Origin of the sequence: Cupriavidus metallidurans CH34 (assembly GCF_000196015.1) — a bacterium.
GTDB classification, from domain to species: domain Bacteria; phylum Pseudomonadota; class Gammaproteobacteria; order Burkholderiales; family Burkholderiaceae; genus Cupriavidus; species Cupriavidus metallidurans.
The window spans coordinates 3,607,021-3,631,854 of the sequence record NC_007973.1 but is presented as its reverse complement, the minus strand read 5'-3'; the positions used below and the strand labels follow the sequence as shown (position 1 = coordinate 3,631,854).

Annotated in this window: 19 protein-coding genes, 6 tRNA genes and 3 rRNA genes; 22 read left to right on the top strand and 6 right to left on the bottom strand. The window is 57.4% G+C overall.

All coding sequences use genetic code 11. The features are described from left to right. Nucleotides 1–504: 504 nt before the first annotated feature. Nucleotides 505–1,395 (bottom strand): deaminase, encoded by an 891-nt coding sequence (locus RMET_RS16865; protein ID WP_231138500.1) that lies wholly within the window; start codon nucleotides 1,393–1,395, stop codon nucleotides 505–507. On the opposite strand from RMET_RS16865, the gene RMET_RS16860 reads away from it, so the two are divergent. After that, nucleotides 1,321–2,421, top strand: coding sequence for an IS5-like element ISRme1 family transposase (locus RMET_RS16860; protein WP_011515952.1), 1,101 nt, complete (start codon nucleotides 1,321–1,323; stop codon nucleotides 2,419–2,421). The two genes, RMET_RS16865 and RMET_RS16860, sit on opposite strands and share 75 nt — an antisense overlap. Nucleotides 2,422–2,556: 135 nt before the next feature. On the opposite strand, the gene RMET_RS33625 is transcribed toward RMET_RS16860, so the two are convergent. Next, nucleotides 2,557–3,456, bottom strand: a complete 900-nt coding sequence (locus RMET_RS33625; protein WP_029310393.1) for a nucleoside/nucleotide kinase family protein — start codon at nucleotides 3,454–3,456, stop codon at nucleotides 2,557–2,559. A gap of 203 nt (nucleotides 3,457–3,659) precedes the next feature. Between RMET_RS33625 and RMET_RS16850 the strand changes: the two genes are divergently transcribed. The 5 genes from RMET_RS16850 (at nucleotide 3,660) to RMET_RS16825 (ending at nucleotide 8,664) form a co-directional block, all read left to right on the top strand. Continuing rightward, nucleotides 3,660–4,421 (top strand): NYN domain-containing protein, encoded by a 762-nt coding sequence (locus RMET_RS16850; RefSeq protein ID WP_011517793.1) that lies wholly within the window; start codon nucleotides 3,660–3,662, stop codon nucleotides 4,419–4,421. 255 nt (nucleotides 4,422–4,676) lie between these two features. Beyond that, complete coding sequence (locus tag RMET_RS16845) at nucleotides 4,677–5,081, top strand: hypothetical protein (protein ID WP_011517792.1); 405 nt, start codon at nucleotides 4,677–4,679, stop codon at nucleotides 5,079–5,081. A 152-nt stretch (nucleotides 5,082–5,233) separates the two neighbouring features. After that, nucleotides 5,234–6,420 (top strand): IS3-like element ISRme13 family transposase gene (locus RMET_RS16835; protein ID WP_085960481.1). Its coding sequence is split into 2 segments (ribosomal slippage): nucleotides 5,234–5,489 and nucleotides 5,489–6,420, totalling 1,188 coding nucleotides; the frame shifts between segments, so codons are not numbered across the junction. A 41-nt stretch (nucleotides 6,421–6,461) separates the two neighbouring features. Then, nucleotides 6,462–7,730, top strand: a complete 1,269-nt coding sequence (locus RMET_RS31780; protein WP_157139112.1) for a PDDEXK-like family protein — start codon at nucleotides 6,462–6,464, stop codon at nucleotides 7,728–7,730. A 463-nt stretch (nucleotides 7,731–8,193) separates the two neighbouring features. Further along, entirely contained in the window at nucleotides 8,194–8,664 is a 471-nt protein-coding gene (locus RMET_RS16825) for a universal stress protein (protein WP_011517790.1), read from the top strand. A 20-nt stretch (nucleotides 8,665–8,684) separates the two neighbouring features. On the opposite strand, the gene RMET_RS16820 is transcribed toward RMET_RS16825, so the two are convergent. The 4 genes from RMET_RS16820 to RMET_RS16805 all read right to left on the bottom strand — a co-directional run bounded on the left by RMET_RS16820 (nucleotide 8,685) and on the right by RMET_RS16805 (nucleotide 13,271). Then, a complete protein-coding gene (locus RMET_RS16820) occupies nucleotides 8,685–8,963 on the bottom strand; it encodes a DUF1488 family protein (RefSeq protein ID WP_011517789.1) in 279 nt (92 codons plus the stop codon). A gap of 114 nt (nucleotides 8,964–9,077) precedes the next feature. Next, a complete protein-coding gene (locus RMET_RS16815) occupies nucleotides 9,078–10,883 on the bottom strand; it encodes an FUSC family protein (RefSeq protein WP_409365167.1) in 1,806 nt (601 codons plus the stop codon). A gap of 678 nt (nucleotides 10,884–11,561) precedes the next feature. Further along, entirely contained in the window at nucleotides 11,562–12,806 is a 1,245-nt protein-coding gene (locus RMET_RS16810) for a nucleoside recognition domain-containing protein (RefSeq protein ID WP_011517787.1), read from the bottom strand. Nucleotides 12,807–12,884: 78 nt separating this feature from the next. Continuing rightward, nucleotides 12,885–13,271, bottom strand: a complete 387-nt coding sequence (locus tag RMET_RS16805) for a DUF488 domain-containing protein (RefSeq protein WP_011517786.1) — start codon at nucleotides 13,269–13,271, stop codon at nucleotides 12,885–12,887. Between the two features lie 626 nt (nucleotides 13,272–13,897). Between RMET_RS16805 and RMET_RS16800 the strand changes: the two genes are divergently transcribed. The 16 genes from RMET_RS16800 to rplL all read left to right on the top strand — a co-directional run bounded on the left by RMET_RS16800 (nucleotide 13,898) and on the right by rplL (nucleotide 24,736). Then, nucleotides 13,898–15,429, top strand: a 16S ribosomal RNA gene (locus RMET_RS16800). Between the two features lie 63 nt (nucleotides 15,430–15,492). Further along, a tRNA-Ile gene (locus RMET_RS16795) sits at nucleotides 15,493–15,569 on the top strand. Nucleotides 15,570–15,580: 11 nt separating this feature from the next. Next, nucleotides 15,581–15,656 (top strand) — tRNA-Ala (locus tag RMET_RS16790). A gap of 282 nt (nucleotides 15,657–15,938) precedes the next feature. Beyond that, a 23S ribosomal RNA gene (locus tag RMET_RS16785) occupies nucleotides 15,939–18,817 on the top strand. Between the two features lie 118 nt (nucleotides 18,818–18,935). Further along, a 5S ribosomal RNA gene (gene rrf, locus RMET_RS16780) occupies nucleotides 18,936–19,049 on the top strand. The 16S, 23S and 5S rRNA genes sit together here with 5 tRNA genes alongside, the layout of an rRNA operon. Before the next feature lie 298 nt (nucleotides 19,050–19,347). Beyond that, a tRNA-Tyr gene (locus tag RMET_RS16775) sits at nucleotides 19,348–19,433 on the top strand. A gap of 50 nt (nucleotides 19,434–19,483) precedes the next feature. Then, nucleotides 19,484–19,557: transfer RNA gene (locus RMET_RS16770), tRNA-Gly, on the top strand. Between the two features lie 37 nt (nucleotides 19,558–19,594). Further along, a tRNA-Thr gene (locus RMET_RS16765) sits at nucleotides 19,595–19,669 on the top strand. Between the two features lie 43 nt (nucleotides 19,670–19,712). Then, nucleotides 19,713–20,903, top strand: a complete 1,191-nt coding sequence (gene tuf / locus RMET_RS16760; protein WP_011517774.1) for an elongation factor Tu — start codon at nucleotides 19,713–19,715, stop codon at nucleotides 20,901–20,903. An 84-nt stretch (nucleotides 20,904–20,987) separates the two neighbouring features. Beyond that, a tRNA-Trp gene (locus tag RMET_RS16755) sits at nucleotides 20,988–21,063 on the top strand. 59 nt (nucleotides 21,064–21,122) lie between these two features. Then, on the top strand, nucleotides 21,123–21,503 hold the full coding sequence (secE, locus tag RMET_RS16750) for a preprotein translocase subunit SecE (protein WP_008649200.1): 381 nt from the start codon (nucleotides 21,123–21,125) through the stop codon (nucleotides 21,501–21,503). A gap of 10 nt (nucleotides 21,504–21,513) precedes the next feature. Continuing rightward, nucleotides 21,514–22,095 (top strand): transcription termination/antitermination protein NusG, encoded by a 582-nt coding sequence (gene nusG / locus RMET_RS16745; protein WP_008649197.1) that lies wholly within the window; start codon nucleotides 21,514–21,516, stop codon nucleotides 22,093–22,095. Between the two features lie 162 nt (nucleotides 22,096–22,257). Continuing rightward, nucleotides 22,258–22,689 carry a 50S ribosomal protein L11 gene (gene rplK, locus RMET_RS16740; protein WP_010810467.1) on the top strand — a complete coding sequence of 144 codons (432 nt, stop codon included), beginning with the start codon at nucleotides 22,258–22,260 and terminating at the stop codon, nucleotides 22,687–22,689. Then, nucleotides 22,690–23,385, top strand: a complete 696-nt coding sequence (rplA, locus tag RMET_RS16735) for a 50S ribosomal protein L1 (RefSeq protein WP_011517782.1) — start codon at nucleotides 22,690–22,692, stop codon at nucleotides 23,383–23,385. A gap of 394 nt (nucleotides 23,386–23,779) precedes the next feature. Further along, the gene (gene rplJ / locus RMET_RS16730; protein WP_008649194.1) at nucleotides 23,780–24,301 is read left to right on the top strand and encodes a 50S ribosomal protein L10; all 522 of its coding nucleotides are present in this window, start codon (nucleotides 23,780–23,782) and stop codon (nucleotides 24,299–24,301) included. Between the two features lie 60 nt (nucleotides 24,302–24,361). Continuing rightward, a complete protein-coding gene (rplL, locus tag RMET_RS16725) occupies nucleotides 24,362–24,736 on the top strand; it encodes a 50S ribosomal protein L7/L12 (RefSeq protein ID WP_008649193.1) in 375 nt (124 codons plus the stop codon). Nucleotides 24,737–24,834: the final 98 nt, after the last annotated feature.

The window sequence follows — 24,834 nt, the reverse complement described above, 5'->3', positions numbered from 1 at the left end:
TGAACTCGAAAAGGTCGCCGAAGTAGCGAAGTCCTGTGCAACGGCAGCCTTATATGGGTATGTCAGCCGCGCTGAAGGAACAGAACCCGTAGATGTTCCAAGCAGTCCTGTAGCTCCGTCAGGTAGTTCCGGACCCATTTTGGCGTAGGCCCTATATCCGTCCGCAAGGCAAAAATCTCGGCCGCATGGCGGTTGTCGTCTATGAGCCTGCGCCTAGCGGTATGGATGCAGGTGAGCTTGATGCAGGCCTGTATTAAACCGCCCGCAGCCTGAAAGACATCGGTGATGTCGCAATCTAACAACAGCCCGAGCGCACAGGACTTGCAGCGGACCCACCCGGCAGCGCGCCCGCTACTCTGCTATTTGACAATGACTCGAGTGCGAACCAGTGACTCGATAACGGCCTCCTGGAAGGCCGTTGTAGGGCTGCGGCGAGGAAAATTGAGGACAGTTGCCGACCTTGCGCTACGGAAAGGGGCGGTATGCACCCCTTCAGCGGGAGCGTCAAGATTCAAAGAGAGCTGCCTGGGTTCCGGATGTGGCGTTTTTTTCATGTTCCGCGTATTCGGCGACCACAAACTTCTCATGGGTTGGAAAGTCATCTAGCGATACAGCGACCAACGGCTTCGCCGTACGCTTGTCAAACTCGATTAGTTTTCCATCGCTCGTCTTCCGTGTCAATCTCGCACTGAAGAATGTGAGCATGTTCCGCGGCGCAACGCCTGAATACTGCAGGAACACCACCTTTGATGACTTGTACGCTTCATCATCAGAGACAGCATCGCGATGAAGATCGAGGGCCAAGCTTTTCGGGTAGGGCTCGATGTACAGTACCTTCGTAATGCCGCTTGCAACAATGTGTCGAGCGCAAGAATGACAAGGGAATGTTGTGGCGTAAAGGGTTCCCCCATTCAGGCCGGCCTTGTTGGCGCGGGCAACTGAGATGATGGCATCCATCTCCGCATGCACGGCCCTTGAATACTCAATTAACGATCTGACATCCGTCTCCTTTAATGCCTCGATCACACTATTCGTTAGTGCGGCGTTTGCCACAAGGCCTTTGTCGATAAGCTTCTTGGCGATCTGTTGGTAGAGCAGATTCTTCTTGTCGTCGTTGTGACAGCAGTGCCCCATCCACTTGAAACATCGATGATCGTGTTCCCTGTCATCTTCGTCGTACAGTCCACCGCTGAAACGTGGGACGTCGTTACGTCCGAGCCCGATGATTTCTCCTAGCAGGCTGCTGAAATACCGGCAGCGAACGTCAGCGCGACGACTTGCTGAATCGTTAATCTGAGGACTCCATACAATCCCACGTTCATGCGCGGCGCTGACACCTTCACCGAAAGTTTGTTCACCATGCGGCGGCTGGAAGATTTCGTGCCGAAGTCCCACCCCCTGCGCGCGATCCGCACCATGGCGAACCAGGCGCTGGCGAAGATGGATCGGCTGTTCGCGCAAATGTACGAGGCCGATATCAAGGGTGGCCGGCCCAGCATCGCGCCGGAGAAGTTGCTGCGGGCCATGCTGCTGCAGGTGCTCTACAGCGTCCGGTCGGAGCGCCAGCTCATGGAACAGACGCACTACAACTTGCTGTTTCGCTGGTTCATTGGCCTGGCGATGGATGATGTGGTCTGGGTGCCCAGCGTCTTCAGCAAGAACCGGGAACGGCTGATCAAGCACGATGCTGTGATCGACTTCTTCAACGAAGTGCTGGCCATCGCGCAGAAGAAGGACTGGCTGTCGGGCGAGCACTTCAGCGTCGACGGCACGTTGATTAAGGCGTGGGCTGGCCACAAGAGCTTTGTACGCAAGGATGGCGACGACCAAGACGATAACGACGGTGCTGACTTCAAGGGTGAAAAGCGCAGCAACGAGACGCACGAGTCCAAAACCGATCCCGATGCCAAGCTGTACCGCAAGGGCAAAACCGCCAGTGAACTGCGTTACATGGGTCATACCCTGAGCGACAACCGCCACGGCCTGGTGGTGAGCGCCATGGTGACCAATGCGGACGGACACGCCGAGCGCGAGGCCGCGAAGGTCATGCTCAACGATGCCAGGCAGGTGATTGAGGACCTGAATGTGGAAGTCACCGTGGGTGCGGACAAGGGCTACGACGCGCACGAGTTCATTCAAGCCTGCCTGGAGTTGAAGGTGACGCCGCACGTCGCACAAAACACCTCTGGCCGCCGCTCGGCCGTTCCCGACGCCATTGCAGGCACCAAGGGTTATGCCATCTCACAGCAGAAGCGCAAGCTGATTGAACAAGGCTTTGGATGGGCCAAGACCGTTGGGCGCATGCGCCAGGTGATGGTGCGCGGACTAAAGAAGGTCGATCAAATGTTTGTGCTGAGCATGGCCGCCTACAACCTCGTGCGCATGCGTTCGCTGGGACAAATCCGTCCGCAGTTGCAGTAATCGCGGCAATGAGGCCGGAAACGGTCGCCAAATCAACGAAAAAGTCGGTGAAGTGACGATCAGCTTCCGGATTGTGAAAAATAGCGAGCCCATCAGCCTTGCAGAGGGAAGCTTCGCTTTTATGCGGCTAGTACTTCAGCAGCCTGCTAGAGGACTGGCAATTGCAGCTCCCACTTGCCGTGACAAGCAGGCCGACTTGCTCGCCTCAGCATGAGCTGCCGCCATCGCTGATTCGTCCGAATTCGGCGTGTGGACAGGGTAGCCGAAGAGGATCTCCAAATAGCGATTCAAGACGAGTGTGAGCATCCCCTCGTTTGACTGATCGTTTCGGACGAAAAAATCAGCTTGGTGGAACACGTCTCTTACGCTTTGGCCATGCTTCTCAGCTTCGCTATAGTCGCGCTTGATGATTGCCTGTAGGCTCTCTGGATCCAAGCGTTGGTGGTGCTCCAGCCGGTCCTTGCGCACGCTTTCTGGTGCGAAGACCCCGAATAGCCAGAACATGCCGCCATATGTATCGCGGAGTAGGCGCAATTCATTTGGGTTCTTGAGCGAGTCGATGATATGTACCGTTCTGACGCTCAGCGGCACATCTAGTCCATCAAGACTTTTGCCGAATCCGAATTCCATGCGCAGTTGAGCAATTCTTTCGATTGCTTTTGCTGCTAAGTAACCATGTCCGCACAGTCGACGAAGATTGTCGCCTATACGTTGCAGTTGACTGATGCGATCGGCCCCACGGTGGTTATCATCAAATTTCTCTCCCGTTAGGTGGGCGTGACTAACAATCAAGTCGCTCAGCTTATGACGATAAACTTTGTAGCCGTAGTCGCGCTCCAGTATTGTCGCGATCTGTGCGCCTGTCGTGGTGCATCCCGATCCCACTGGTCCCACTAGGCCGATAACCAGCTCCTCAGTGATCCGGTCCTTCAGACGTGGAAGGTTTTTGGAACCGGTCGCTTCTTCGTTCGATGCAGCCCCCACCTCGAACTCTGTTTTGATGGGTATGGAGACAGAGTGTGACCACGTGACCATATGCTTCTATCCTAGGTTCCGATAACCGAGCGATGTTGATGAGCTGGTACTAATCGTGCCAAAGGCTCAAAGGCCTCGGCTTACTGGACGTTTCTTGTAGGCCATCAGCGCTAAGCGCGCAATTATAGCCCTGGCCAGGACGCCATCATCGACCGCCCCCGGAAAGAGGGGGGGTGCCATATCGGATCCTGACAGGCGCTGATATGATTCTTTCAGTTCAACTCGCAACAGCTGCCAATGCCATGAAGAAACAGGTTCTCAACATTGCAGTTTATGTCGATATGGAGAACGTTGCATCGATCGATTTTGCGCTCGAGGATTTGATGAGCGCTCTACTCCTTGCAGAGGATGACCATAATTGCATCTTCGTCATTAAGGCGGCTTATGGTAGTCAAGGCAACGCGAAGAAGGCGCTTAAAGAACAGCTGATCGATCACAACTTTACGTTGATCGATACCCCAAAAATTGGCGTCGAGAAGAATCGCGCAGATCTGTGCATTAGCCTTGATGCGTTCGAAACCCTCTACCTCGGGAACCCAAGGATCGATCGCTACTGCTTCCTTACCAGCGACTCTGACTTTACCGTCATCGGCGATCGGCTCCGAAAATATGGGAAGGAGGTTTGGCTAGCATGCCGTCGCAAGGACAAGGACCGAGCCATTCTTGCTAAGGCCTTCGACACCATGTTGTTCCTGGAAGACTTCGCGCAGGCTAAGATTCGGACGTTTGATGACGCTATTGAGAACCTTTTCGTCAAAGCTCTGCGCAACATCGAGCGCAGCAAGTTGCCCGTAAATGTGTCAACGGCCAATAACAAGATGAAAGAGCTCGACCCAAGCTTCGATGTCTCCCGGACGATCTACAAGAACTTCATGCCCTTAGTGAAGGAAATGGCTAGTCGCGGTCATCTGCGCTTCATCACGTCGCCGGGTGGGGAGAATCGGATCACCGATATCTTGTCCTAGGATGCCTGGGTTGTATGAGTGTTGCTGCCGGTGCAAACGGCCTGCCGTATTGCTGCATGGTTCATTTCCAAGAAATAGTTATGGCGAAAGCAGATGCATCCGATAGCGGATGGCTAGCAATTTAAAATCTCTCCGATGCGGTCAATTGGGGTGCAATTCAGAACCGGCGGTAAAGAAATTAAACGTTGTGTCGTTAGTAAGAATATTGTTTGCTATCTACGCGCCGCCGCCTAGCCCTATTGGAGGATTCTAAGAATGCTGGAATTTGTTGTGGAACGACTGATCAGCCTGTTGGGGCCGATTGCGACCCTGTCGAAAGATAGGCGTGAGCTCAAAGATCGAGCGCTACAGGCGATTTCCTTAGCATTACTGGAGACGAAACTCTATTACAGGGATAGGACTCGCGGAATAGAGCGTAGCCTAGACCGAGAGGCACAACTGGCAAAGATCTGGGCGGAGGCAGCTATTCCATTGCGGCATATAGATGCCGAACTCGCAATGATCTGTGAGCGCAAATCCGATTTTTGGACTGGACCGGACAACTGGTCAAGCGTGCGAGTTAAACAGCTAGGAATTCAGCTTGAGGATGTAACGAGGGCATACAGGTTGATCGCAATGCCTTTATTGATGAGACGTCAGTCGAAAAATACCCAAGGTTAGAGATGCTAATTAGCAGCGAACTTACAGAATTTTGCTCCGATCCTAAGCTCGTTGAGCTTTTGGAGTTATCGAAGAGTAGCGATGACTTGTTTGAGCTTGCCCCCGCAAAACGAATCCCTTGCTGAGGTTAAACTGAAGCAAGGAGAGATGTGATGACAAGCAAGACAAAGCGGGCGCAGTACACGCTGGAATTCAAGCTGGAAGCGGTACGGCTGGTGAAGAGCGGGCAGAGCATGGCAGTGGTTAGCGCGACCCTGGGCATCAGAGCGCAGACGCTGCATAACTGGGTCAAGGCGGAGCGGGAAGGCAAGCTGACTGGTGCGGGTATGAAGCCGGTCAGCCCGGAGCAGATGGAGCTGGCCCGGCTTCGGGCGGAGGTGGCGCGCTTGAAGATGGAGCGCGATATTTTAAAAAAAGCCGCAGCATACTTTGCGAAGGAGTCGGTGTGAGGTATGCGTTCATCGAGCGAAACCGACGTTACTGGCCGGTCTCGGTCCTGTGTGAGCTGTTAGGGGTCAGCCCCAGCGGCTATCACCAGCGCAAGCAACGCACAGTAAGCACCGACAGGCCAGATAGAGGCCGACTCAGTGACGATGCCTTGTTGGCCCACATCAAGGCGATTCACGCCGGGGTCAAGGGGGAGTACGGCTGGCCGCGCATGTGGAAGGAACTGCTGGCGCGTGGGGTGCGGGTGGGCAAGGAGCGTGTTCGCAAGCTGATGGCGCTGCACGGCATCCGTGCCCGCCACAAGCGCAAGTACATCGCGACAACCAACTCGAACCACGATTTGCCGGTGGCCCCCAATCTGCTGCAACGCGACTTTAGCCCAGCAGCACCCAATCAAGTCTGGACGAGCGACATAACCTATGTGGCGACCGCCGAAGGCTGGCTCTACCTGGTGGTCATCATCGACCTGTTCAGCCGGCAGGTGGTTGGCTGGTCGATGCAACCACACATGAAGGCCGAATTGGTCACGGACGCGCTGCGCATGGCCTGGTTCCGGCGCCGCCCGGAAGCCGGTGTGATTGTGCACACCGACCGGGGAAGCCAGTATTGCAGCCATCTGTTTCAAGACGCCCTGAAGGCGTATGGCATGCGCTCGTCAATGAGCCGCAGGGGCGATTGCTGGGACAACGCGCCGACTGAGAGTCTGTGGGGGTCGTTGAAGGTCGCTCGCCTGCACGGTCGCCAGTTCGCTACCCGCCGCGCCGCAATGGACGAGGTAATTGACTGGCTTGGCTTTTATAATGCCAGCCGACTCCACTCGACGCTGGGCTACGTCAGCCCCATGACGTTCGAGAAAAACTGGTCCGCAGCTCAGCAACACCGGGCTGCCTAATTCCCTCGGTTATGGGATTCGTGGAACAGGGGCAAGGTCAGTTGGATCTACTGACGCCGCGTGAAAACCAGCACTCAGACTTACTGGCATGGTGCTTCAATGCAAGGGAGGGACACGGTCAAGGGGACGCAATTCTTAAAGACTTCCTGGTTGCTCTTTACGGGGCCGCCTCAGATGTGGAGCCTGGAGATCGCGTGGCAGGGAAAGGGTTGAGCCGTGACTTCATTCGGCAGTGGACTCCGGCTCGGGTTCTTACGACGAGTTTTGCAACAGCTTTTTGTTACCGCGAGTACACGCTACCACGGATTGATGGAGATGGCGGCGCTAGGCGATTGGATCTCCTTGTAGTTGACCAAGCCAATCGCTTGCTCATTGTTGTTGAAAACAAGGCCGGAACGCGCTTCCGCACGGGACAACTTGAAGGGTATCTTGAGAGCGTTCAGCGAACGCTACTGACGCGCCCAGCCTTTCGCGAGTTCTCCGTGGTATTTGTGGCGCTGGATCGCGATTACCTCGTTAATGATGATGATGAGAGTGGTGCACAGGACTTTGACCGGCGTTGGGTCAGATTGAACTACGAATGGTTGAAGCCTGCCGGAAAGCGAGCGGAGTTTTCTGTCGAACGGGGAAATCAGAGCGCCGCGCTATTGCTTTCCTACTGCCGTCGCCAGACAGGATGGGAGTCGGAGTCGATGAAGATCGTGACTAAGCTTGCCGTTGACATTGCAGTACGGTATCCCACTCTTGTAAAGCAATTTGCTGACGTTGCGAAGGAGCTTGGGCAGCCTGAGTCTTGGACGCCGACACTGATGTCTCCTGACAGTGTTGAAGGCCAGCTCCTGCGCTTCTACCGCCAGTACGAGTCTGCAGTTGATTCCCTACTCGACTTGACACCTTTGCAGCGGTTGCACACGAAGCTTGCAGAAGAGTTTTCGACCTTGGACAACGACTGGGAGGTACATGAGTACGCGCGCGTTCGTGCAGCCTATCAACTTCCGTCCGACCAGTCGATGCCAAAAACTGACGGCGCATGGCCTCTGTATCTATACATTAGACACATTAATCCAGACACTAATGGCACATCGATGTTTCGAGTCATGTTGTGCTGGAGACCTTGGCTCATTCCCGAGGATGCGCGTCAGCGCGTTTGTGATGCTCTTGCAAAAGTCTATCCGGCAGTGGCTTCTACTGTGGATCGAACTAAGACTCGGTGGCTCGAAAGAGAAGAGTGCTCGTTTGATCGTGCAGTAGCACTTGGGGCTGAAATTGTACGAAAAATCGATGGCGAACTTGGCGGAGCACGCTACTAGGACGCACTTGGGAGGCTTGGGGCCGCGTGGCTTTCGCTCCCACCCTTCGCCTCTTGCTAGTCGTACTCCGTATTCCGTGTCAGTTCGGTTGCGAGAGTCATGCGCCATTGGCATGGCAGGGGCTATTCACAATGTCTATGGCGTACCGCCGCACTCTTCGAGCAACAAATCAACGAACTTCATCGAAGTCCCTTAGCGCGTGTGATCGAGACCACGCGGCCCGCTTCTCGCTATTCCTTATAACTCTAGCCTGATGTGGCAAGATGTGCGCAAACTCTGATGAAACTTGGCAAACCATGACCGCTCAATGATTGGCGAGAGCCGTCTAACGTCTTGAATTTGAAAGAGTTTCGCTGCGGCTTGTCGTGGCAAACGACAGCGAACGATTTCAGAATCACGCCGTCACGTGAGGCACGCGCCACGTGTAGTATGAAAATTCATCTCTTTACTGGAGGGCAATGCAATGGCGAGCAAGGCTTACAGCAAGATCGTGGTGGCGGTGGATGGAAGCAGCACCTCGGATCTGGCATTGCAGGAGGCGATTCGTGTGGCGGGGGGCAGCGGGGCGACGATTCTCGCGCTCTACGTCGTCGACAATGCCATGGTGCTGTTCGACGCCGGGTACTACGATCCGTCGCAGATCGAACGCGCTTTCGTGGAAAGTGGCACTCGGGCCCTCGAGGCGGCCAGCAAGTTGCTCGGCGATGCTGGGGTGAAGTTCGAGACGCAACTCGTCACGGAACCTGCCGTGGCCGGGGACATAGCTGGGTCGATCAACGCCGCGGCCAGTGAGTGGGGCGGCGATTTGCTCGTCATCGGTACACACGGCCGACGCGGCGTGCGCAGGCTCGTGCTCGGCAGCGTTGCCGAAGCCGTGATTCGTCAGTCGACCATGCCGGTCTTGCTCGTGCGCGGGACGTCGTCAGAGCAGTAACAAGGCAGGCGCGCGAACGTTCAGCCGGCGAAGCGGAAGTGTCCGCCACGCAGCATGATCTCGCGCGCTTCGGTCAGTTCGAACATGCTGTGCGCCAGTTGCTCGATGCGCGCGCGGTTGTTCGTAAAGGCGCGCACCAGATCCTCTTCGCGCGGGGAGCGCGCGCCGCAATAGGCCTCAAGCGCCTCGGCCGTGACCGAATACTGCGAACGATTGCCGTTGACGGTCGCCGGGCAGGAGAGCGTCAGACTAGTGCCACAGTATGTCGGGTTGCTGTTCGGGAACGTGATATCGACCATGGCGCACCTCGTCTTGCCGGGAACGGGGAAACGGCGAATATCCTTTCAATATAGGTAACTGCAGCCGTCCGGCAACCCTGAGCGAGCCTGAATTTCTCCTTTTGGCCGATCACATCAACTGGCGTGCAGGCTGCCTCGCCGGGAGCGGCCGCCGTGCTCGTGCGCAGAGGCCAGTGCGCTCATCCGGGCAACGGCTTGATGCGCGCTGTCGACGTGGGCATTGGCGTACGCTGCTTGTTCGACCAGGAACTGCTCGAATGCCGTGGTGGCGAGTGGAGATGGTCCGATCCTGTCAGGTGCGGAGGGGGCTATCGCATCAATCCGCCCTGGTCGTGCCGCAACCTCCGCCAGTCGTACCTCAAGTTCCGAGAGCATGGCCTGAACCGCAGGACCCGGGTGCTCGTTGACACTTCCCGATTCCGCGCCGGCCCGAATCAGCCCGGCCAGGGAAGCCATGCGCCGCGCCGTGTCATGGAGCGACGTGTGGGCCGCCGTCAGATCGGAAGCGAGATCCCCGGCAGACTGGGACAGCGTGGCTTCGGCGCGAGATGATGCACGGCCCGCCGCTACGCGCAGGGCCTCGAGCCGCAAATGGGACGGCGTGAGTGTGCGCGAGGAGCGGCTCGCCGCGCGCAGGTAGACGGCGTTGACCGCCAGCGCGTCAATGCTGTGGCGGAAGACGCGCGACAGCTCGGCACGCGGTGCCAGTATGTAATAGCTAGCCAGTGCGATCAGACACCCGATCGCGGTATCGAGCCCTCGCATCGCTGCGACCTGGCTGCTGCTCGATGTGGGTTCACCGAGCCAGGAGAAGAGAATGACCGCTGGTGTGAGACAGAAGGCAAAGCCCGCGGGGTTGCCCGCCAGCCGCGCAGCATAGGCACTCGCCAGGAAGAGGGCGCTTAGTCCCAGCACCGGCGCTGGCGTTGGGTGCCACAGGCTGATCGCGCAGGCGAGCAGGGCACCGGCCAGAGATCCGGCAAATCGCAAAAACGAGATCTGGCGAGTCGTCTGCAGCCGCGGACTCAACACCATGATCACGGTGACGGCCACCCAGTAGCCGTGATCGACATGCCAAATTTGCGCGGGCAGAAGACTCAGGCCGCCGGCGAGCGCAAGGCGCACCGAGTGCCGGGTGACGCGAGTGTCGCGCGCGGCCAGATCTGCGAGCATGAGACCGAGGCGATCGATCAGGCCGGCGAACCCGCTGTTCGGCCAGGAGAAGCCCTCGCGCCAGCGATCGAACGCAGGAAACTGCGCAAGCGCTGCCAGGGCCGATTGATATGCCGGAGGCGTGCTGGCATGGGTACGCCGGGCAGCCAGTTCGCGCAGGTCCCGGAAGAGCACGGCCGTCAGCGCGGGAAGGTCCGGGCCGTGGCAGGACAGGGCTTGCAGAACTTGAGCGTGGATGTCGGTCAGGCGGCTAGCCGCGCAGGCTAGTGGCAACGCATGGCCGACGCCCAGCCTTTCGCGCAATTCACCGGCGACAATCAACAGCGCGAATATCGCATCGCCGACCGCGATGGCGTAGGCGTAGTGCACGAGCGCAACGGGATCGGCCAGGCCACGCCGGCTGGCTAGCGCCCTGCGCGCCGTTTCGATGCACAGGCGAATCTCCTGCTTGTGCGGTGTCATATCCAGCGAGCCTGCTTCTGCGAGCGCCACTGCGAACCGTCGCAGTGCGTCGTAGATAGCAATGATCTCGGTCCGTGGGCGTGTCTCGCGATCCGAGGGGATCAGCACAAGACTGACCGCGCAGGCGAACAGGCCGCCGCGAAGAAAATCCAAGCCGGCCATCCAGGCATGAGCGGAGGCGGATGGCCCCGACGCAGGCTGCAGGCATGCGGCGATCAACACCACGTAAAGGAGCTTGAACCAAAGCGCGGTGGCGGGACCGCGAACCTCCGACAAGCCTGCCATAAGACCCGCGGCCAGTACGAACGCCAGCGCTGCAAGCGGCGAAGCATGGAGGCTCGCGCCAATCACACTGACGGCCGCGCCGCCAATACCCACAGTTGCCAGTCCACGAATACGGGCGGCAGCGGTGCCGGGGCGGTCGGCGAGGCAAGTCCAGATGGATGCCGTGGCCGACCAGATGTAGCCCGTGTCCCCAGTCAGCCAGGCCGTACCGCGAGCGTGAGAAATGACAACGCGTAGACTGCACCGCGCCGTAGAAAGGCGGCATCAGGCCAGTAGCGGAGGTAGTGCAAGGCGGGGCGCATCGAGCAGGCGGGGGCGGCTGAGTGGTATCAGGGTCAGTACCGATGTCACTGTACTTGCCTGTTTGCTGCGTCGCAACAAATCTGATTTGAATCAGGGGTTGGCGCGTAAATCGTGCATTGTGGCACCGCAAGCGGGATGCGCGGTGCATGGCGGTGCGTTCTCCATATTCCTCATATGGACAGAAGGAAACAGCCCAGCTGACCCACGATTCCCCAAATTTTGGGCAAAAAAAACCCGCGCAGGTGATGCGCGGGTTGGAATCCACCGAGGTGGTGGAGGAGACAGACTTCACTATACACGACTTGTTGCGTCGCACCAAGCGTCCCTGTGCGAGATGTTCGATGACCGCACAACCTCGTTGTGGTCGTACAACGGCTAGCGGAAAAGATAGGCAATCCAGACAGCCGCAACGAGTCCAACGCCGTCAGCAAATAGTGCGCAGGCTAGCGCGTGCCTTGTATTGCGCACATTGACGCTGCCGAAGTACACCGCAAGCACATAGAAGGTGGTTTCCGTCGATCCCTGGATAATGGCTGCGAGCCGTGCCTGGAAGGAGTCGACGCCGTAGGTTGTCATCACGTCGACCATTAGTCCCCTTGCACCGGCCCCGGAGAGGATCTTCATAAGCCCAACGGGCAGGGCGGGCACGAAATCGGTATTCATGCCGAGCCACTGAAAGACACTCGTAAGCGCTTGCATCACCACATCCATGCAGCCTGTTACACGAAACAGGCCGATGGCAACGAGGATGGCCACCAGGTAGGGAATGATCTGCACCGCCACGCCGAACCCTTCCTTGGCGCCATCGATAAACGCATCGTAGACATTGATGCGGCGCAGGGCTCCAACGACCAGGAAGAGGGTGATCAGGGAAAGGATAAATCCACTGCCGGCCAGGGCAGTGAGCTTGCTGACTTGATCTGGCGGAGCATGTCGCAACCAGAAGAACAGGACGCCAAGCAGGCCCCCGATGAGGCCAAACGTGACCAGTACGGCGGGTTTGAGCAGGTTGAGCCGCTGGACCCACGCTACGGCCAGCAATCCAGCCAGGCAAGACACCGCCGTGGCCAGCAGTGTCGGCAGAAAAATATCCGCAGCATTGAAGCCAACCAATCCCTGTTTCACAGCCATCGCCTGTCGGATGGCGATCACCGATGTCGGAATCAGCGTCAGCCCCGCCGTGTTCAGCACAATGAACATGATTTGCGCATTGGTGGCGGTGCTGGGCTGGCGATTCAGCGACTGGAGCTCACGCATCGCATTGAGCCCGAGTGGCGTGGCGGCGTTATCGAGCCCCAGCATGTTGGCGGAGATATTCATCATCATCGCGCCTTGCGCCGGATGGCCCTGCGGCACGCCGGGGAAGAAGTGGCGCAATAGTGGATTCACCAGTCGGGCGAACATATCCACGGCGCCGGCGCGCTCGCCGACGCGCATGATGCCGATCCACAGGCTCATCACTCCGGCCAACCCAAGTGAAATCTCGAAGGCAGTGCGCGCGCTGTCGAACAGGCTGGCCAGCATGGCTGGAAACACCGCGGTGTCGCCACCAATCAACCGCACACATGCGGCGACAAAAGAAACGAGAAAGAATCCGAGCCAGACGAGGTTCAGTGCCATCGGCGAGAAAAGTGGCGGTAAGAAGGCTTCGCCGTTCCACCGACGAAGCTTCGCATCATAGCCCGAGGCCGATCACACTCAGGCGATATCGGCGCCGCGCTTAGCCAGCAGGTCTCGCAGGATCGACCGGTGGCAATGGGCCTCGTTCTCGCAATAGCAGCCGAGTGAGAAATTGGTCCGATGGGATAGCGCCGCCAGCAGATCCAAGGTGCGACTCGCGTCTGGTTCGGCCATCTGCGACCGGAAATGTCTGTCGAATGCGCGCCAAGCCTTGTCGTCTGTCGCTGCTTGCGCTTCCGCGACTAGATCGGCGGAGGGTGAAAGTACCGGGTACCACACATCGTAATAGTCCCTGCTGGCGAACTCCGCCTTGGGGACACCTCGCGGTGGCCGTCTCACGGTACCGATGCGCAGGCCTTCATCCGCTGCGCGGGGTGTGCCAAGCCTGACGATACGAATGCTCATCTAGTTGTCTCCACTTTCGCCGGAATTCCGTATCGGGGAATCCGGCGGCTGAATCCATGGTGTCACATGCCTCTATATATATGACGCATTTGCCGTTGAGCCGATGATTTTGGCGATAGCCAGTCAGGCTTTGGAAGAGCCTTTTTAGATATTTTCAGAAAGTGCTTGCCAACCCCGTGGGTGTCCCGTACTATTCGCCCCCTCGCAACACGAAACGCGCTGCAAACGCAGCAGCGACAAGGGTTGCGGGGCGGCAGTGGGTTGGGGTTGCGAGGGAATGCAGCGCTGACCGGCAGAAAAAAGTTCTGCAAAAACTGTTGACGAAACGCTGAATGCTCTGCATAATCTCGTTTCTCCGCTGCAACGAAATGACGGCAACGTCAGCGAGGCAGCGACAGCGAACCGGCAAAGCCGGGCGCTGAGGTTCTTTAACAATCAAACAACCGATAAGTGTGGGCGCTTGATGGCGAACGCCACGGTGACTTCGGTCGCTGTGATGCTTCAAAAGTTATCAGTGCTCGCACAGTAAAACATGTTGGTTGGGTTCTTCGGAGCCTGGCCAGTCAGTTTTCTGAGAGTGAGCGACCGCTCGAAAGAGCGAGGTGCTTCGGCACCACACAGAGATTGAACTGAAGAGTTTGATCCTGGCTCAGATTGAACGCTGGCGGCATGCCTTACACATGCAAGTCGAACGGCAGCGCGGACTTCGGTCTGGCGGCGAGTGGCGAACGGGTGAGTAATACATCGGAACGTACCCTGTTGTGGGGGATAACTAGTCGAAAGATTAGCTAATACCGCATACGACCTGAGGGTGAAAGTGGGGGACCGCAAGGCCTCACGCAGCAGGAGCGGCCGATGTCTGATTAGCTAGTTGGTGGGGTAAAGGCCCACCAAGGCGACGATCAGTAGCTGGTCTGAGAGGACGATCAGCCACACTGGGACTGAGACACGGCCCAGACTCCTACGGGAGGCAGCAGTGGGGAATTTTGGACAATGGGGGCAACCCTGATCCAGCAATGCCGCGTGTGTGAAGAAGGCCTTCGGGTTGTAAAGCACTTTTGTCCGGAAAGAAATCGCGCTGGTTAATACCTGGCGTGGATGACGGTACCGGAAGAATAAGCACCGGCTAACTACGTGCCAGCAGCCGCGGTAATACGTAGGGTGCGAGCGTTAATCGGAATTACTGGGCGTAAAGCGTGCGCAGGCGGTTTTGTAAGACAGGCGTGAAATCCCCGGGCTTAACCTGGGAATTGCGCTTGTGACTGCAAGGCTAGAGTGCGTCAGAGGGGGGTAGAATTCCACGTGTAGCAGTGAAATGCGTAGAGATGTGGAGGAATACCGATGGCGAAGGCAGCCCCCTGGGACGTGACTGACGCTCATGCACGAAAGCGTGGGGAGCAAACAGGATTAGATACCCTGGTAGTCCACGCCCTAAACGATGTCAACTAGTTGTTGGGGATTCATTTTCTCAGTAACGTAGCTAACGCGTGAAGTTGACCGCCTGGGGAGTACGGTCGCAAGATTAAAACTCAAAGGAATTGACGGGGACCCGCACAAGCGGTGGATGATGTGGATTAATTCGATGCAACGCGAAAAACCTTACCTACCCTTGACATGCCACTAACGAAGCAGAGATGCATTAGGTGCCCGAAAGGGAAAGTGGACACAGGTGCTGCATGGCTGTCGTCAGCTCGTGTCGTGAGATGTTGGGTTAAGTCCCGCAACGAGCGCAACCCTTGTCTCTAGTTGCTACGCAAGAGCACTCTAGAGAGACTGCCGGTGACAAACCGGAGGAAGGTGGGGATGACGTCAAGTCCTCATGGCCCTTATGGGTAGGGCTTCACACGTCATACAATGGTGCGTACAGAGGGTTGCCAACCCGCGAGGGGGAGCTAATCCCAGAAAACGCATCGTAGTCCGGATCGTAGTCTGCAACTCGACTACGTGAAGCTGGAATCGCTAGTAATCGCGGATCAGCATGCCGCGGTGAATACGTTCCCGGGTCTTGTACACACCGCCCGTCACACCATGGGAGTGGGTTTTGCCAGAAGTAGTTAGCCTAACCGCAAGGAGGGCGATTACCACGGCAGGGTTCATGACTGGGGTGAAGTCGTAACAAGGTAGCCGTATCGGAAGGTGCGGCTGGATCACCTCCTTTCTAGAGGCTTGTGTTCACAAGTCAAGCGTTCACACTTATCGGTTTGTTTGCTGTTACAGCCAAGGGTCTGTAGCTCAGGTGGTTAGAGCACCGTCTTGATAAGGCGGGGGTCGTAGGTTCAAGTCCTACCAGACCCACCAAGTTATCGCGCGGGGGATTAGCTCAGCTGGGAGAGCACCTGCTTTGCAAGCAGGGGGTCGTCGGTTCGATCCCGTCATCCTCCACCAGTACCTTGGGGTTGTAGTCAAAGACAAGAATTCAGGCGAGGCGCCTGAGTGTTTGTCTTTGGCTGTTGCCAACAGGCGTTAAGCCTGGCTGTTCTTTAACAATATGGGATGTAGTAAAGGTGTCGCGAGCGTTGATGAGACGCTGTAGTACAAACGCGATACCGGGTTGTGATTGTATCAACCAAAAAGTATTTAAAGTGATCGAAAGATGACTTGGAATACGGCACAAACGCGAGAACTCAGACCTATGACGGTCGTGTCCGAGAGACACACTCGTTATAGGGTCAAGCGAACAAGTGCATGTGGTGGATGCCTTGGCGATTACAGGCGATGAAGGACGCGGTAGCCTGCGAAAAGCTTCGGGGAGCTGGCAAACGAGCTTTGATCCGGAGATGTCCGAATGGGGAAACCCGGCCCGAATGGGTCATCCCTGACTGAATACATAGGTCAGGGAAGCGAACGCGGCGAACTGAAACATCTAAGTAGCTGCAGGAACAGAAATCAACCGAGATTCCCAAAGTAGTGGCGAACGAAATGGGAAGAGCCTTGTACTCTTTAGCAGCATTGTTAGCAGAACGGGATGGAAAGCCCGGCCATAGCAGGTGATAGCCCTGTATGCGAAAACAGCGTTGTGGAACTAGGTGTACGACAAGTAGGGCGGGACACGTGAAATCCTGTCTGAAGATGGGGGGACCATCCTCCAAGGCTAAATACTCGTAATCGACCGATAGTGAACCAGTACCGTGAGGGAAAGGCGAAAAGAACCCCGGGAGGGGAGTGAAATAGATCCTGAAACCGCATGCATACAAACAGTCGGAGCCTGGAAACGGGTGACGGCGTACCTTTTGTATAATGGGTCAGCGACTTACATTCAGTGGCAAGCTTAACCGATTAGGGAAGGCGTAGCGAAAGCGAGTCCGAATAGGGCGTTGAGTCGCTGGGTGTAGACCCGAAACCAGATGATCTATCCATGGCCAGGTTGAAGGTGCGGTAACACGTACTGGAGGACCGAACCCACTAACGTTGAAAAGTTAGGGGATGAGCTGTGGATAGGGGTGAAAGGCTAAACAAATCTGGAAATAGCTGGTTCTCTCCGAAAACTATTTAGGTAGTGCCTCGTGTCTCACCTTCGGGGGTAGAGCACTGTCATGGTTGGGGGGTCTATTGCTGATTACCCCGCCATAGCAAACTCCGAATACCGAAGAGTGCAATCACGGGAGACAGACATCGGGTGCTAACGTCCGGTGTCAAGAGGGAAACAACCCAGACCGCCAGCTAAGGTCCCAAAGATTGGCTAAGTGGGAAACGAAGTGGGAAGGCTAAAACAGTCAGGAGGTTGGCTTAGAAGCAGCCACCCTTTAAAGAAAGCGTAATAGCTCACTGATCGAGTCGTCCTGCGCGGAAGATGTAACGGGGCTAAGCCAGTCACCGAAGCTGCGGACGCACGCAAGTGCGTGGTAGGAGAGCGTTCTGTAAGCCTGTGAAGGTGTCTTGTAAAGGATGCTGGAGGTATCAGAAGTGCGAATGCTGACATGAGTAGCGATAAAGGGGGTGAAAGGCCCCCTCGCCGTAAGCCCAAGGTTTCCTACGCAACGTTCATCGGCGTAGGGTGAGTCGGCCCCTAAGGCGAGGCAGAGATGCGTAGCTGATGGGAAGCAGGTTAATATTCCTGCACCGTCGTATGATGCGATGGGGGGACGGATCGCGGAAGGTTGTCCGGGTGTTGGAAGTCCCGGTCCCTGCATTGGAGAAGGCGCTTAGGCAAATCCGGGCGCGGAATTCAAGGATGTGGGGCGAGCGGCCTAGTGCTGCGAAGCAATTGGAAGTGGTTCCAAGAAAAGCCTCTAAGCTTCAGTCATACGAGACCGTACCGCAAACCGACACAGGTGGGCGAGATGAGTATTCTAAGGCGCTTGAGAGAACTCGGGAGAAGGAACTCGGCAAATTGGTACCGTAACTTCGGGATAAGGTACGCCCTTGTAGCTTGACTGGCCTGCGCCAGGAGGGTGAAGGGGTTGCAATAAAATGGTGGCTGCGACTGTTTAATAAAAACACAGCACTCTGCAAACACGAAAGTGGACGTATAGGGTGTGACGCCTGCCCGGTGCCGGAAGATTAAATGATGGGGTGCAAGCTCTTGATTGAAGTCCCGGTAAACGGCGGCCGTAACTATAACGGTCCTAAGGTAGCGAAATTCCTTGTCGGGTAAGTTCCGACCTGCACGAATGGCGTAACGATGGCCACACTGTCTCCTCCCGAGACTCAGCGAAGTTGAAGTGTTTGTGATGATGCAATCTCCCCGCGGCTAGACGGAAAGACCCCATGAACCTTTACTGTAGCTTTGCATTGGACTTTGAACCGATCTGTGTAGGATAGGTGGGAGGCTTTGAAGCGTGGACGCTAGTTCACGTGGAGCCGTCCTTGAAATACCACCCTGGTTTGTTTGAGGTTCTAACCTTGGCCCGTGAATCCGGGTCGGGGACAGTGCATGGTAGGCAGTTTGACTGGGGCGGTCTCCTCCCAAAGTGTAACGGAGGAGTTCGAAGGTACGCTTGGTACGGTCGGACATCGTACCTAAAGTGCAATGGCAAAAGCGTGCTTAACTGCGAGACCGACAAGTCGAGCAGGTGCGAAAGCAGGACATAGTGATCCGGTGGTTCTGAATGGAAGGGCCATCGCTCAACGGATAAAAGGTACTCTGGGGATAACAGGCTGATACCGCCCAAGAGTTCATATCGACGGCGGTGTTTGGCACCTCGATGTCGGCTCATCTCATCCTGGGGCTGTAGCCGGTCCCAAGGGTATGGCTGTTCGCCATTTAAAGAGGTACGTGAGCTGGGTTTAAAACGTCGTGAGACAGTTTGGTCCCTATCTGCCGTGGGCGTTGGAATCTTGACGGGGGCTGCTCCTAGTACGAGAGGACCGGAGTGGACGTACCGCTGGTGTACCTGTTGTCTCGCCAGAGGCATCGCAGGGTAGCTATGTACGGAAGAGATAACCGCTGAAAGCATCTAAGCGGGAAACTCGCCTGAAGATGAGGATTCCCTGGAGGCTTGACCTCCTTGAAGGGTCGTTCGAGACCAGGACGTTGATAGGCTGGGTGTGGAAGCGCAGTAATGCGTTAAGCTAACCAGTACTAATTGCCCGTAAGGCTTGATCCTATAACCAGTGTGTTTTACCTGGTGAGTGCGCCTTGTGCCCAGGTGTGCAACACAACCCAATCTTTACTACACCCAGATTCGCCGCGCTGACCTTGGGTCAGCCCGGCAACCCCTCATGCCTGGTGACCATAGCAAGTTGGAACCACTCCTTCCCATCCCGAACAGGACCGTGAAACGACTTCGCGCCGATGATAGTGCGGACTACCCGTGTGAAAGTAGGTCATCGCCAGGCTCTTATACCCAAAACCCCCAGCCCCATAAGCTGGGGGTTTTGCTTTGGCCGGCGCGGTTTGTTTGCGCGGTGTTCAAACTCTGAAATCAGGCTTTAGCAACCCAAATCCGGCTGCTGAAGCGGCTCTCGGAGACCCCTATAGGGTGAGAGCGTCGATTTCAGATCGATGATTCTGGTTCCTCTGGAGCCGCCTCGAGCGGATATTCAGTGGGCCTCCTGGCAATCCGCAAAGTCGCTGACCGCAATGGAAAGTGCTTGACAGCCAAGGTAGGTTGCACCATAATCACAAGTTCTCTGCGGAGAGGTGCCCGAGTGGCTAAAGGGGGCAGACTGTAAATCTGTTGGCTTACGCCTACGCTGGTTCGAATCCAGCCCTCTCCACCAGAATGCAAGGCAGCAACCAGGCGAAAGCCGGTGAAGCAGGAAGTAACCGGGCGGGTGTAGCTCAATGGTAGAGCAGAAGCCTTCCAAGCTTACGACGAGGGTTCGATTCCCTTCACCCGCTCCAGCCTACCGGTTGCCGCCAGAGAAGTAAGTCAAGTTTCGCCCATGTGGCTCAGTGGTAGAGCACTCCCTTGGTAAGGGAGAGGTCGGCAGTTCGATCCTGCCCATGGGCACCATCAATCCCGCACTGGCAATTGCTACCGAGACAGGAGTCGCGAAATGGCAAAGGAAAAGTTCGAGCGGACCAAGCCGCACGTGAACGTAGGTACGATTGGTCACGTTGACCACGGCAAGACGACGCTGACGGCAGCGATTGCCACGGTGCTGGCAGCCAAGTTCGGTGGCGCAGCCAAGAAGTACGACGAAATCGACGCAGCGCCGGAAGAGAAGGCACGCGGCATCACGATCAACACCGCGCACGTGGAATACGAGACGGCCAACCGTCACTACGCCCACGTTGACTGCCCGGGCCACGCTGACTATGTGAAGAACATGATCACGGGCGCTGCGCAGATGGACGGCGCGATTCTGGTGTGCTCGGCCGCTGACGGCCCGATGCCGCAGACGCGTGAGCACATCCTGCTGGCCCGTCAGGTTGGCGTGCCGTACATCATCGTGTTCCTGAACAAGTGCGACATGGTGGACGACGCCGAGCTGCTCGAGCTGGTGGAAATGGAAGTGCGCGAGCTGCTGTCGAAGTACGAATTCCCGGGCGACGACACGCCGATCATCAAGGGTTCGGCCAAGCTGGCGCTGGAAGGCGACAAGGGCGAACTGGGTGAAGTGGCGATCATGAACCTGGCCGACGCGCTGGACACGTACATCCCGACGCCGGAGCGCGCTGTGGACGGTACGTTCCTGATGCCGGTGGAAGACGTGTTCTCGATCTCGGGCCGCGGTACCGTGGTGACCGGTCGTATCGAGCGTGGCGTGATCAAGGTCGGTGAAGAAATCGAAATCGTGGGTATCCGCCCGACGGTGAAGACGACTTGCACGGGCGTGGAAATGTTCCGCAAGCTGCTGGATCAAGGCCAGGCTGGTGACAACGTTGGTCTGCTGCTGCGCGGCACGAAGCGCGAAGACGTGGAGCGTGGTCAAGTTCTGTGCAAGCCGGGCTCGATCAAGCCGCACACGCACTTCACGGGTGAGGTGTACATTCTGTCGAAGGACGAAGGTGGTCGTCACACGCCGTTCTTCAACAACTACCGCCCGCAGTTCTATTTCCGTACGACCGACGTGACCGGCTCGATCGAGCTGCCGCAGGACAAGGAAATGGTGATGCCGGGTGACAACGTGTCGATCACTGTCAAGCTGATCGCCCCGATCGCCATGGAAGAAGGTCTGCGCTTCGCTATCCGCGAAGGTGGCCGTACCGTCGGCGCCGGCGTTGTGGCAAAGATCCTCGACTAAGTATTAGTCGAACTGGCGAACGCGGCATCAACCGGCCGCGTTCGTTTGCCAGAGGGGTTGGCAATGCCGACCCAAAGTTGTTCTAGGGGTATAGCTCAACTGGCAGAGCGTCGGTCTCCAAAACCGAAGGTTGGGGGTTCGATTCCCTCTGCCCCTGCCAAATCAATCAGCCGCGTCGCGAGGGGTAATCGTGACGCGGCTTAGTCTCGTTTGCGAAACATGGCCAATCCCAATGTCGAAACCGTAGGCGCCTCGAGCGGCAAGTGGCTGCTCGGCGTGGCGGTGCTCCTGGTGGTTGCCGGGGTCATCGGCTTCTACGCGCTCGCGCAGCAGCCCTCGTATGTACGAGGTGCCGCGCTCTTCGCCGGTATCGCAGCTGGCGTGGTTGTCGCGCTGCTGTCGGCGCCGGGCAAGGACTTCGTGGGATTCGCTCGTGAATCGTATCGGGAAGTTCGCAAGGTCGTCTGGCCGACGCGCAAGGAAGCCGGTCAGATGACCGGCCTTGTGTTCGTCTTCGTCGTCATCATGGCGCTGTTCCTGTGGTCGGCTGACAAGCTCATCGAGTGGGTGATTTTCTCCCTCGTGCTGGGCTGGAAATAAGAGGTAGCACATGACGGATAACGCTCAGCAGGAAACCACGGCCGCGGAATCGCCTTCGTCGAAGAAGCGCTGGTATGTGGTGCATGCCTACTCCGGTATGGAGAAGAGTGTGCAGCGCGCGCTGCAGGAGCGCATCGAGCGCGCCGAGATGCAGGACAAGTTTGGCCGCATCCTGGTGCCTTCGGAAGAAGTCGTCGAGATCAAGGGCGGCCACAAATCTGTGACCGAGCGTCGTTTCTTCCCTGGCTATGTGCTGGTGGAAATGGAAATGACCGACGAGACCTGGCACCTGGTGAAGAACACCAGCAAGGTGACTGGCTTCGTGGGCGGTGCGCGTAATCGCCCGAGCCCGATTTCCCAGCGGGAAGTCGACAAGATCATGACCCAGATGCAGGAAGGGGTCGAGAAGCCGCGTCCCAAGACGCTGTTTGAAGTGGGCGAAATGGTGCGAGTCAAGGACGGCCCGTTCACCGACTTCAACGGCAACGTCGAGGAAGTGAACTACGAAAAGTCGCGCCTGCGCGTGACGGTCACGATCTTCGGACGCGCAACGCCGGTCGAACTCGAGTTCGGTCAGGTCGAGAAGGTTTAAGCATTTTTGGCTGCTGGCGTCGTAAGACAGGCAGCAGCCAGGATAGGGTGCCCGCAAGGTGTGCCCAAGAGGAGCGTGAGGTTGTGCCGATTGGCATGGCGATAGCGCGTTACGACTCAACAGGATCTGATTCCAAAGGAACGGATCCGGATTGGAGTAAAGATGGCCAAGAAGATTATTGGCTTTATCAAGCTGCAAATCCCGGCTGGTAAGGCAAATCCCTCCCCGCCCGTTGGTCCCGCACTGGGTCAGCGTGGTCTGAACATCATGGAGTTCTGCAAGGCGTTCAACGCGCAGACTCAGGGCATGGAGCCTGGTCTGCCGGTGCCGGTGGTGATTACCGCCTTCGCTGACAAGAGCTTCACCTTCGTGATGAAGTCGCCGCCGGCGACCGTGCTGATCAAGAAGGCAGCAGGCATCACCAAGGGTTCGCCGAAGCCCCATACCGACAAGGTTGGCAAGATCACCCGCGCCCAGGCTGAAGAAATCGCCAAGGCCAAGAACGCTGACCTCACCGCTGCTGACCTCGACGCCGCCGTGCGTACGATCGCTGGTTCGGCCCGTTCGATGGGCATCACCGTGGAGGGTCTGTAAATGGCTAAGGTTTCCAAGCGCGTCGCCGCCAACAAGGCGAAGATCGAGCGTACCAAGTTCTACCCGATCGACGAGGCCCTGAGCCTGGTCAAGAGCTGCGCTTCGGCAAAGTTCGACGAGTCGATCGACGTGGCCGTGCAACTGGGCATCGACGCCAAGAAGTCGGACCAGGTCGTGCGTGGTTCCGTGGTGCTGCCGGCTGGTACCGGTAAGTCGGTTCGCGTTGCCGTGTTCGCCCAGGGTGAAAAGGCTGAAGCCGCCAAGGCCGCCGGTGCTGACGTGGTCGGCATGGAAGACCTGGCCGAGCAAGTCAAGGCCGGTAACCTGGACTTCGACATCGTGATCGCTTCGCCGGACACGATGCGTATCGTTGGTACGCTGGGTCAGATCCTCGGCCCGCGTGGCCTGATGCCGAACCCGAAGGTTGGCACCGTGACGCCGGACGTAGCCCAGGCTGTGAAGAACGCCAAGGCTGGTCAGGTTCAGTTCCGTGTCGATAAGGCCGGTATCATCCACGCCACCATCGGTCGTCGCTCGTTCGAAGACACCGCGCTGAAGAGCAACCTGAGCGCCCTGCTGGACGCACTGGTCAAGGCTAAGCCGGCTACGAGCAAGGGTGTCTACCTGCGCAAGATCGCTGTGTCGTCCACGATGGGCGTTGGCGTTCGCGTCGAACAGACTTCGCTGTCGGCCTGAGCTGACGGCAATCACTTGACCGGAACCCGATAACACCGGTCAGGGCAGGAATTGAAGATCTCGGCATCGCCGGGATCGTCTCCCGAGCCGAGGGGCAAAGGAGCATGGCTTTGGGCAGTGGCGCCCGTTGCGCGGAATGCGCGGCAGGTGCTGCTGGTTATCAAAGACCGCTGGTGTTCACACTGCAGCATTTCGGCAGCGTGGACTTAATCGGTCGGCACTTGCGGGGCACGCCCCGATGTGAGCCGGCCCGCCAGCGCAGATGGCGCACCCGAAGGGATTGATGAAGCTGGGCATGACCCGGCCGATTCGGGCCAATCGGACGCCGTTCGTTTGGACTGATGTGTCTGTATCAGGTTCACCTGGTGTATTCGCATCGTTTTGGAGCTTAACCGTGCCACTCAATATTGAAGATAAGAAGGCCGTCGTAGCTGAGGTTTCGGCGCAAGTCGCCAAGGCTCAGACCATCGTCGTGGCCGAATATCGCGGCATCACGGTTGGCGATCTGACCAAGCTGCGTGCTACCGCTCGTACGCAAGGCGTGTACCTGCGTGTTCTGAAGAACACGCTGGCCCGCCGTGCTGTCGAAGGTACGCCGTTTGCAGGCCTCGCAGAGCAAATGACCGGTCCGCTGATCTACGGTATTTCCGAAGATGCAGTGTCGTCGGCCAAGGTTCTGAACGACTTTGCCAAGACCAACGACAAGCTGGTCCTGCGCGCAGGGTCGTACAACGGTAACGTTCTCGATGCTGGCGCCGTCAAGGCCCTGGCTTCGATCCCGAGCCGTGACGAACTGATCGCTCAGCTGCTTGGCGTGATGCAAGCGCCGGTGTCGGGCTTTGCCCGCCTGCTGGCTGCAGTTGCCGCCAAGAAGGCAGAAGGCGCTCCCGCGGAAGCGGAAGCCCCGGCCGCCTGAGCCGTCGCATAGACAGATCGCATTACCGATCCCGAATCAAATCTAGTAGGAGTAATCCAAATGGCAATCACTAAAGACGACATCCTGGAAGCCGTTGGCGCGATGTCCGTGATGGAACTGAACGACCTGGTCAAGGCGTTCGAAGAGAAGTTTGGCGTGTCGGCTGCTGCCATGGCTGTGGCTGCTGCCCCGGGCGCTGGCGGTGCTGCCGCTGCTGAAGAAAAGACCGAGTTCAACGTGATTCTGGCCGAAGTCGGCTCGAACAAGGTTGGCGTGATCAAGGCCGTGCGCGAAATCACCGGTCTGGGTCTGAAGGAAGCCAAGGACCTGGTCGATGGCGCACCGAAGCCCGTCAAGGAAGGCGTGGACAAGGCTACCGCCGACGACGCGAAGAAAAAGCTGGAAGACGCTGGCGCCAAGGTCGACGTCAAGTAAGTGGTACCACGCGTGCCCCCGGGCACGCGGATGGGGCTGGCAAAGGGAAATTCCCGGCGCCAGCCTTTTTGCGCTTCTGTGGGGTGTGTTGGATGATT